We start from the raw sequence: 9,939 nt of genomic DNA, 5'->3' as shown, positions 1-9,939 counted from the left end.
GAATCTGTTGAAAAGTTAGCAGAAATTGGTGTTATGCTGAATTCTGCTACAACTAGACAGAACTATTTTACTCATTGTTGTTACTGTGCCAGCTAGATGCGGAATCCGCCGTATAAAACATAGAATTGGCCTATACCTGCAGCGATTTTAGAAGTTTGTGGAGATTTGGGCGCAGGCCTTGTGCCCCTACCGTAATTGTTAATTATCCATTGAAAACGGCGATCGCCATTTTACTTCACGGCAAGAGGGCGATCGCCGACGGACAGGACATTTAACTTTTAATTATTCTGATTGGCCACAAATTGATTGACTAAAGCAATATCAATATCTAATTCCTCGGCAATGTCGGCGATGGACAAACCCAATTTTTTAAGTAGAGGGATTGTTTTCAGCTTGCCCTCAAGAAGACCTTGCTGGCGACCCTCCTGGCGACCCTCAAGAAGACCTTGCTGGCGACCATCCTGACGACCTTCCTGAAGAATTTCCTGATAGAAAGCTGATTCCTTCATAATGTCACTCCTTAAAATTGTTTTAATCATTTCAGGTTCCATCACTAATCCTGCGAATACTGCCGTTGCAGCCATCAGATTAGCCCTCACCCCTTGATTCTCTATTGTATCCAATCCCTTAGAAACCTCTCCTAATCGTATTGTTGGCTCCTCACTTTTGGTTAATATCGCCAACGGTAATAACCCTGGACTCTGCAAAAATATCTCTGAAGATTGTTCCCAAAGCCGAATCGCCCGATAACGATGGGTGGTTTCACCGAGTTGAAAACTATCCTGATAGACCAATGCGGATTTACTTGGTTTTAGATAAATCACGACTTGATGCATGGTTTTAGCCGGGAAACGACGATAAACCCGCACCCGATAATCCAACATCCGAAAACCCATTGTCTCATCGGGTTCTGTCTGAAATTCTAGATGTAGAACCAAGTCTTCTGATTGTTCCAGAATAAGGGAATCGGCACGAATGGGTTCTAGGGATAATTCCGTTGGACTCAGTTTAGTTAAGGTGACAGGACGACCGAGCAGCCAACTGGCATAGTCTTCGGAAAAGTTTTCCGCTAGAAATTTGCAAACATTATCAAACATCAATGAATTCTAACATTCTGGCGATCGCCTTCTTGTCGATTAAAGCCTAATCCATGAGAGAGATAGAAACATGGTAGGTTTCGTAAATGGTAGTCAGATAAAATTTTAAATATCGCTGTAAAAAGCTTAAGCTTGTACACAGTTGTCGCCACTACAAAGAGACTGTAAAACGGACTCTAAATTACGAACCCATTGCTTTGGTTGAAAGAGAGGTAATTCTTTCTTGTTTTGCAATAAATTGTCTCGAATAGTCTGCAATTCATGGGGATGGGTTCCCCAATAAATAGCTTTTTCTTCATAGGATTGGGGACTCTCGCAAATAAAGTCATCCAAGCCAACGGTATGACAAATGCTGGCTCCCATCCGTGAAGCAAAGGTTTCCCCAGGACAGGTCAAAATGGGTAGTCCCGATTGTAAAGCGGCGATCGCCGTTGAAGCAGCACTGTAATTAAATGTATCCAGAAATAAATCCGCCCGTTGATAGTGGGCAATGAAGTCGTCGGCCAAAGGAATGTTCGAAAGAAATACTAGGCGTTCTGGTGCAACCCCCTGGGATTGGGCATCTTGTCGTAGTTTTTGGGTGATTTCAGGGGAAATATCCTTTAGCCAGAGCACAGAGTCGGGAACCTGTTGGAGAATACGCATCCATACGGTAAATAAGTAAGGATCAAATTTATCAGTGCGATTAAAACAGCAATAGACAAATCCCTTTTCGGGTAATCCCAAGGCCGAGCGGGGGGGCGCTTTTTTGGTGATTTCCACTGGGGCGGCAATAAACGCCTGGGGCAGTTCAATCACCTGTTCAGTGTAATACGGGGTAAGTTCTGGAGGAATAATCTGGCGATCGCTGAGGATATATTGAACAAATTCCGCGCCCATCGTGTCGGGATAGCCCAAATATTGCATTTGAATCGGCGCAGGTTGGAGGGCGAGGATTTCTGGGCGACATGAAGTGGTGTAACCCCCTAAATCAATCAAAATATCAATCTCGTCAGCGTAAATACGCCGTGCGCCGGCTTCCACAGAGAGAGAGGCAATATTGACAAAAAAATCACAACCCTTTTGGATAATTTTTGTGGTTTCATCGGTTGTGTCTGCTAGGGAATAGCCATAGACCTCAAACAAATTGCGATCGTGATATTGAAAAATGTCGGCAATGAGGGAACCCACCGCATGACTACGAAAATCGGCGGATAGATAGCCTAGGCGAATTTTTTCTCGGTTAAACCTGCGGGGCGTAAACCCACAGTGGGCTTTCAGTTCCGCCATGGCCTCCGTAATCGTTTGACTCCAATGACGATTGACGGTGGTATGTAAGGCGATCGGGGCCCCAAAGCTATTCAAACTCAGGGGGGTAAGTTTGGCAGAATGGGGCGTTTCTAAATGATTTTGAATGCGTTCAGTTAGGATTTGCATCCGACCATCAAAATTGTCCCAATCGCAAAGGGTTAACCGTAGATGTTCCTGTTGATAAAAAATTTCCGTTGCTTCGGGGTTGAGTTGCAAAGATTGATTATAGGCATGGAGAGCTTCTAGGAATTTGTTTTGAGTTTCCAGGATAAAACCTAAACTGCTATAGACAAAAGATGGATTAAAAGAAAGCTGATCCAATGGAGTCTGAAGGACTTTTTCCAAACATTGTTTAGCCACTTCAAGCTGTCCTTTGCTTATCAATAAACACCCCAGACTATAATAAGCTTCACTAAACTGAAGGTTTAACTTAATGGCATTCTGAAAACAACTACTTGCTTCTTCTATGCGGCCCATTTGACGGAGTATATTTCCCAATAAATGCTGATTTTCTGCGTCTTCAGGCTGAAATTCTAGCAGTTGCCGAAGCATCATTTCTGCCCGTTGAAATTGTCGACAGGTAGCATAAAGATTTGCTGAATTTTGGTAGGCTAAGACAAAATTAGGTTTTAGTTCAATGGCTTTTTGATAGGCGGCGATCGCCTCTTCATATTTCCCTTGTATTTGCCAAATACTGCCTAGATTGCAATGGGCAACGGCTATATCTGGATTGATTTCTAAGACCTGTTGATAACAGGCGATCGCCTTGTCCGATTCCCCTAACTGTTGCCAAGCATTTCCCAGTTGGTTGAGAGCAGGAATATAGTTGGGTTGTTGGTCTAGAACGGACTGAAATTGCTCTACAGCCTCTTTTAATTGTCCGGCTTGGGCTAACTGTTTTCCTGCCTGAAAAGCTTGCTTGATAGTGTCATTAACAGCAACATTAGTCGAACTTTTAACAACATCAGCCTCCTTAGCAAAGGTTTTGTGGCTTCCCTTTACCTGGGGACTCACCATAGTTGGCGGTTGCCAGCCCAACTGTTGCAATAACGGTTCTAAGGCAATACAAATATCGGCGATCGGCGGATAGAGGAAGACAAATTGCGTTACCCCTTCTCTTACCAGTTGCTGCTCAAAGATTTGCAACATCCGAAGACCAATACCCTGGCGACGTTGACTGGGATCAACGTTAAAAGAAATAATTTCAACCCGCTCTGGACTGAGCTGTTCTCCAATCACAAAACCGACCAAATCCCCTAACCGAGAGGCTGATACCCCCACCACTTCTCCCCGTTGGGGTTGCTGTTGCCAGCGTTGTTGCAGACTGGGAAAGGTCATATTGTCATAGGGGGCAAGGCTTTCTGGGTTGAGGTGATAAACCCGTTGATATTTGACTGGGGCCGCCGCCAGTTCTGCTTGCCGTTCTAAGTCCTCGATTTCCCTAACTTCTTGGTTTTCCCGCTCCACCCGTTCTTTAGTGGCTAGCCCAGGAATGGGAGCTTTGGGGCCAAGGCTGGGACGTTTGACAGCGGGTTTGGTGGTAATCAGTCCCTGACAACCGGGATAGGTAATCAGCCTTTCAATGTCTTCATCTTGAAAACCAATCACCCTCGGTTTAGTCACTCCAGGGATAACCACCACGTCGTACAGTTCTTCAATCACGCCAGCAAAAATCAGGGAATGGGCAATTTCCCCTGTCCGTAGGTCAATCACCATTACCCCACACTGGGGAGTTTGACCGATTTCATTTAAGCGCTCCTCTAGTCTTAATCCCCAAAAATTCTTGGAGCGCAGTTGCGATAAACCGACGATCGTCCAGTGTTTCCAGAAAGTAAGTCCTCGCACAAAGCCAGGACAGAAGGTAACCGGCACAAACTTTTCCGCTTCGATGTAACCCAGTTCCCCTGTGCCGGAGTTAAGTAACCAGAGTTTGCTGTCATGCCAGCGGGGGGAGTGGGGCATAGATAGCCCAGTGGCAATGATTTCACTACTGGAGATGTCCAGGATGATGCCACCATTTTGCCGATGGTTACGCCAACCCGCCGGTTTATTGGTTTCACCGCAGGCGGTCATATAGCGGGGTTCCCCATCCACCATCGCTAAGCCATTGAGGTGACAACTATCTTGGGAAACCAATTTTTTGATAAAGGGAGGTTGCCACAGGGGTTTAAAGCTATGTACTTCTTCGAGGGTGGCAAGGCAACTGTAGTCAGTATTGACGAATAAGAGGGAGCCGTTTTTATCCAGCACCAGGTCATGGACATTAAGACCGCCAGTGATATAACTTTGGCTCGGTCGATAAAGGCGATCGGCTTCTTGGTAAGTTTCTCTCGGTTGCAGGCAGTTATCGAAGCGCCAAATTTGGTAGCGGGTGCTCATGTAAAGGCTCTGGTTCTTCACGTACAACCCCATGGGTTTATCAAACAGTCTTTCATTGAGGGCCAGTCTGCCTTCGCTGTTACTCCCCACCATCATTAACCGATTGGTTTGGTAAGTACTCAGTCCCAGACTTAGCTGCTCTGTTTGTAACCAGTTGCCTAGTTCGGCTGATATTTGTAGAGGCAATGCTGGTTGATTCATCGTGGATCTTTTTTTGAAACGTTTACGGTGAAGGGGTTTACCCCAACGGCGATCGGATTATATCGTGCCATTTTGTCTAGGAATCCGCTGTATCTTGGCCTAGTAGCTCGAATAGAGCCTGAGGCGTGTGAAATAACTGGAGCTGACAGGCAATGTTAGTTTCTTTCCGCACATCCAGAAAGTAAATTAACTCTCCGTTGCTGGAATAGAGAAAAGGCACACGGTAGCCCCGCCAATTACCGACCCCATCGAATGCCCCCTTAGAGTAACGTTTAGCCTGCTCCAGGGCAGATTGAAAGTTGATAAATGAACGTGATGAACGTTCGGCTTCCACTAACCCGAGTAACAACCCATTAACAAAAAGAGCATAGTCTGCCCGGCCGGTGGCGAGGGGATACTCCCTAACCGCATGGGCACTGCGCCCGTCCATCCGTATCCCAAGTTTCATCGAGATAATCTCCCACCCAACAGAACTTAAGTGTTGGTCTATGTGCTTGCGGGCTTCATCTTCGGCCCGTTGGGGTGGGTGATTTATGTCGGGCATCTCAGTACCAGACATATCCCTTAATTTTTGACTTAATTTTAGGTGAATTTGGTCTAACCAAAGGGGCACTACAAGCTGCCCCGCATACATAGCCCTCTGCACTGCATTAAAGTCAAAGAGCTCAAGGATAAGAGCTTTATCTTTTGGGTTTCTGGTCACGATATAGCGACTTTCCACAACCATATCAGCAAACCCTGGCTCCTTCTCCCGCAATAAGTTCAACACCTCAACGGCTTGGGTATATTCCAGACCAGTGCTAAGAAGGTGTTTCATCACCATTAACTCACAAAGGTCTACTTGGTTGTAGTAAACGGTTCTGCCTCTACCCGTCGCGTCCACCGTTGGACTTACCACCCTCTTCTCACGCCAATACTGCAATTGACGCAGGGTGCACCCAGTAATTTCTGCTGCCTGGTGGCTGGTAAAAAACATTCGCTTAGCAATTTAGTTAGGTTGTCCAACTATATTACGACTCCCGTCATTCAACTTCAGCACAGAATAACAACACAGTGTTATTATCTGGAGACGAGTATCATTACGATTCATTGTGACCTGACCGCACCGGAAGCAACCCGGCGGCAACTCTGGGAGTTAATGGCAGAAAAGAACACGCCATTAATCAATGAGCTTTTGCATCTAGTGGCCGAGGAGAAAGATTTTGATGTTTGGTGCCAGAAGGATTATCCTCCCTTAGGGCTTGTTACAACAATCTGTCATCACGACACGAAATTTGGCATGACGACATCAATGTGTCACCAATGACAAAGATTGTGTCATTGTACAGTACAACAACAAAAGCCCTTGACGAGGATTGAACTCGTGACCTCACCCTTACCAAGGGTGTGCTCTACCACTGAGCTACAAGGGCAAAAGGGATGGGCCGAGCTGGATTTGAACCAGCGTAGGCATAGCCAGCGGATTTACAGTCCGCCCCCATTAACCACTCGGGCATCGACCCATTGCTTTCACGATTAGCCATCATAACACCTAATTGTTGATGGTCAAAATATTTTTTTCTGGGTTGGTCAGATTTTTGTCTGGTTTGCTGCGCATCGCTTCCCCAGCCGGGATTGGTTACCCTGGGAGTGGCTCGGTGCCGTGGTTTAATAGTGGCACCCACTGTCCCTCTATCTCTACTCCTTTGGGGTTTATGAACAAACGCCGCATTATTGAAGTTCTCCGCCATGGTCAGGCCGATGACCAAGTAATGGTTCAAGGGTGGTTACGCACTAAACGAACCCTCAAGGATTTTAGTTTTGTGGAAGTTAATGACGGCTCTAGCTTGGCTAATCTCCAAGTGGTGCTTGATGGGAATTTGACGGACTACGATCGCCTGTTATCCCAATTGCAGACAGGGGCAGCGGTGGTGGTGGAAGGAAAATTGGCCCCTTCACCGGGAAAAGGACAACGGGTGGAGTTAAAGGCAGCCAAACTGGAATTGTTGGGGGGAGCAGACCCTAGCAGTTATCCCCTCCAGAAAAAACGCCACAGCTTTGAATTTTTGCGGACCATTGGTCACCTGCGGCCCCGCACCAATACCATCGGCGCAGTTATGAGAGTGCGTAACGCCTGTGCCACCGCCATTCACCAATTTTTTCAGGAGAGGGGTTTTCTCTGGGTCCATACTCCGATCATTACCGCCAGTGACTGTGAGGGGGCAGGGGATTTATTCAATGTCACCACCTTAGATTTACAGAAGGTGCCCAAAAGTGATCATGGTATTGATTACAGCGAGGACTTTTTTGGTAAACAAGCCTATTTGACAGTGAGTGGACAATTGGAAGCGGAGGTGATGGCCCTGGCATTCCAGAATGTCTACACGTTTGGCCCCACCTTTCGGGCCGAAAATTCCAATACGTCCCGCCACCTAGCCGAATTTTGGATGGTGGAACCAGAAATGGCCTTTTGTGACCTAGAAGGCGATCGCCAATGGGCGGAGGAATTTCTAAAATACATTTTCAAATTTGTGCTGGAAAAATGCCCAGAGGATATGGAATTTTTTGACCAGCGCATTGACAACACCGTGCTGGCTACAGCGGACAATATCATTAACAACGAATTTGCTTGGCTGACCTACACCGAGGCCATCCAACTGCTGGAAAAAGCGGAGCAAAAGTTTGAATATCCCGTCGCTTGGGGAGTGGATCTACAGTCAGAACATGAGCGATATTTGGCAGAAATTGTGTTCAAAAGACCCACCATTGTGACCGATTATCCCAAGGATATTAAAGCGTTTTATATGCGCTTAAATGAGGATGGCAAAACCGTTGCCGCTATGGATATTTTAGCGCCTAAAATTGGTGAAATTATCGGTGGTTCCCAGCGGGAAGAACGACTAGACGTATTAACTCAAAGAATGCAGGAACAAGGGGTTCCCGAAAGCGATCTATGGTGGTATCTTGACCTACGCCGTTATGGTTCTGTGCCCCATGCAGGCTTTGGTTTAGGCTTTGAGCGCATTGTCCAGTTCATGACCGGCATGGCCAATATTCGGGATGTGATCCCTTTCCCCCGCACTCCCATGAACGCGGAATTTTAAAGACTTGAAGAATTTTAGCCATTGGGAAGCTTGAAAATCTGTGATGTTCTTGTCTAAAACCTTGACCAGCTTGGGGCAGTGGCCCCATCTTTTGCCCCGTATTTCCCTTATGGACCGCTATGTGGCCAGGCAACTGATTCCCCCATTTTTATTTAGCGTCGGGGTGGTGGCCAGTTTGGGGCTGGCGATCGGTAATTTGTCCGATTTAGGTAACAAAATTGTTGAGAAAAATCTCCCGGTAGCTAAAGCGGCAGAAGTACTACTTCTCAAAGTACCGGAATTTCTCGCCTATTCCCTGCCAGTGGCGGTGATGCTAGCCACAATGATGGCCTTTGGTCGTTTGAGTGGAGACAGCGAAATTATTGCTATTCGCAGTTGTGGAGTGAGTTTATACCGTCTGATTTTGCCGGCGGTGGTGCTGAGTTTGCTGGTAACAGGGTGGGCTTTTGTGCTGAGTGAATGGGTAGTGCCGGTGGCCAACTATCGAGCTACCAGTATCCTCATTGAATCCATCGATGAAGAGCATCCCTTTTGGCAAAATCGCGATGTTTTTTACCCTGAGTTTGAAGAAATTAAGCTCGAGAATGGCCAAACTGCACGGCGGTTAAAAAGTTTAGTTTATGCGGAAAAGTTTGACGGCAAGGAAATGCAAAATCTGACGGTGTTGCAGTGGACGGAAAACCATCTGAAACATATTGTACTTTCCGACAATGCCACTTGGAACAACGACAATAAACGCTGGGATTTCTTTCATGGTACTCTTTACCGCCTCACAGAAACAGAGGATTACCAAGAGGCGATTCCGTTTACGAATAAACAAATTGCCCTGCCCAAGTCCGCCTTTGATTTTGCCCGACAGGGACGGGATCCCTACGAAATGACCATTGCCGAAGCCCAGGACTATATCAAAATTTTAAAATTGATTGGCGATGAAAAGAAAATTCAGTTTTTTCAGGTCAGAACGGAACAAAAATTAGCGTTTCCTTTTGTTTGTATTGTTTTTGCCGTGGTAGGTTCGGCGATCGGAGCTAGGCCCCAAAGAATAAGTCGCGCTACGGGTTTTGGTTTAACCATTGTGATTATTTTTGCCTACTACATACTGGGATTTTTCAGTGGTAGCTTAGGCATTGTTGGGTTAATTTCCCCTATCTTGGCGGCCTGGCTGCCCAATTTTGTCGGTTTGGGGGTGGGAATTTGGTTGTTATATGAATTTAACCAGGGTTAGAGTTTGCTCAAAAAATACAACCAATTCAACTACACCTCTTCCATCAATCTAGCCAACTAAAATGCTCCTAAGACAATCTTTGTGGTAACCAACATTACTCTGATTTATCGCTCTTCTATTAGTCTAGTTAGGGAATTTTCAAATGAATCACCAGAAGTTTTTGACAACAAAACTTTATAAATTATCTACTTAGTAAAAAATGGTAGTGTTATTCATGTAGTGAAGTCAAGATAAAGCCAACCTTAACTCCTCATTGTAGTGGTTGATAAAATGTAAAACAGCAGATTCATGATTGAAGAAGCTTTTAGAAAATGAAAGGCACTTCCTGACTAATCTTGAGCATCTTTGCCTTAGAGCCTGTTTGGAAAATGGGCTGTATGCCTTACTAGATAAGGTTTTCAGTGCTTACCATAAACACATGCCCAAATGCTTGCTCAGCAAGGGATTGGGCAAAACTTTTCAAACACATTATTATTTCATTTAGCTATAAGCGTAATTTATTGCTCTGTTAAGCCTTTTGGTTGAAACGTAAATTTTTATCTCTTTTGCCTTTACGGCGGATTCCGCATCTAGCTGGCACAGTAACAACAATGAGTAAAATAGTTCTGTCTAGTTGTAGCAGAATTCAGCATAACACCAATTTCTGCTAACTTTTCAACAGATT

5 protein-coding genes, 2 tRNA genes and 1 pseudogene are annotated in these 9,939 nt (G+C 45.6%); 2 read left to right on the top strand and 6 right to left on the bottom strand.

Translation table 11 applies throughout. The annotated features are described in order from the left end of the window. Nucleotides 1-278: 278 nt before the first annotated feature. From H6G45_RS06640 to H6G45_RS06620, 5 genes are all read right to left on the bottom strand, one after another. The gene (locus tag H6G45_RS06640; RefSeq protein ID WP_190597677.1) at nucleotides 279-1,097 is read right to left on the bottom strand and encodes an Rpn family recombination-promoting nuclease/putative transposase; all 819 of its coding nucleotides are present in this window, start codon (nucleotides 1,095-1,097) and stop codon (nucleotides 279-281) included. Between the two features lie 126 nt (nucleotides 1,098-1,223). Further along, nucleotides 1,224-4,967: a TIGR03032 family protein gene (locus H6G45_RS06635; protein ID WP_190597676.1), complete on the bottom strand. Its 3,744-nt coding sequence runs from the start codon at nucleotides 4,965-4,967 to the stop codon at nucleotides 1,224-1,226. A gap of 76 nt (nucleotides 4,968-5,043) precedes the next feature. Further along, a complete protein-coding gene (locus H6G45_RS06630) occupies nucleotides 5,044-5,943 on the bottom strand; it encodes a MerR family transcriptional regulator (protein WP_190597675.1) in 900 nt (299 codons plus the stop codon). Nucleotides 5,944-6,307: 364 nt separating this feature from the next. Then, nucleotides 6,308-6,379 (bottom strand) — tRNA-Thr (locus H6G45_RS06625). A gap of 8 nt (nucleotides 6,380-6,387) precedes the next feature. Continuing rightward, nucleotides 6,388-6,469: transfer RNA gene (locus H6G45_RS06620), tRNA-Tyr, on the bottom strand. Between the two features lie 192 nt (nucleotides 6,470-6,661). Between H6G45_RS06620 and asnS the strand changes: the two genes are divergently transcribed. Both asnS and H6G45_RS06610 read left to right on the top strand, forming a co-directional pair. Further along, complete coding sequence (asnS, locus tag H6G45_RS06615) at nucleotides 6,662-8,050, top strand: asparagine--tRNA ligase (protein ID WP_190597674.1); 1,389 nt, start codon at nucleotides 6,662-6,664, stop codon at nucleotides 8,048-8,050. Nucleotides 8,051-8,093: 43 nt separating this feature from the next. Next, entirely contained in the window at nucleotides 8,094-9,275 is a 1,182-nt protein-coding gene (locus H6G45_RS06610) for an LptF/LptG family permease (protein ID WP_199309614.1), read from the top strand. A gap of 225 nt (nucleotides 9,276-9,500) precedes the next feature. On the opposite strand, the pseudogene H6G45_RS06605 reads toward H6G45_RS06610, so the two are convergent. Then, nucleotides 9,501-9,629, bottom strand: a pseudogene (locus tag H6G45_RS06605) (IS1 family transposase); the annotation flags it as partial. Nucleotides 9,630-9,939: the final 310 nt, after the last annotated feature.

This window comes from Synechocystis sp. FACHB-383, assembly GCF_014698605.1.
Taxonomy (GTDB): domain Bacteria; phylum Cyanobacteriota; class Cyanobacteriia; order Cyanobacteriales; family Microcystaceae; genus Synechocystis; species Synechocystis salina.
This window is presented reverse-complemented; position numbering and strand designations above follow the sequence as displayed.

Bases quoted from the DNA above. Each gene is read 5' to 3' on its own strand.
- H6G45_RS06640 (WP_190597677.1), bottom strand. From the start codon at position 1,097: ATGTTTGATAATGTTTGCAAATTTCTAGCGGAAAACTTTTCCGAAGAC.
- H6G45_RS06635 (WP_190597676.1), bottom strand. From the start codon at position 4,967: ATGAATCAACCAGCATTGCCTCTACAAATATCAGCCGAACTAGGCAAC.
- H6G45_RS06630 (WP_190597675.1), bottom strand. From the start codon at position 5,943: ATGTTTTTTACCAGCCACCAGGCAGCAGAAATTACTGGGTGCACCCTG.
- asnS (WP_190597674.1), top strand. From the start codon at position 6,662: ATGAACAAACGCCGCATTATTGAAGTTCTCCGCCATGGTCAGGCCGAT.
- H6G45_RS06610 (WP_199309614.1), top strand. From the start codon at position 8,094: ATGTTCTTGTCTAAAACCTTGACCAGCTTGGGGCAGTGGCCCCATCTT.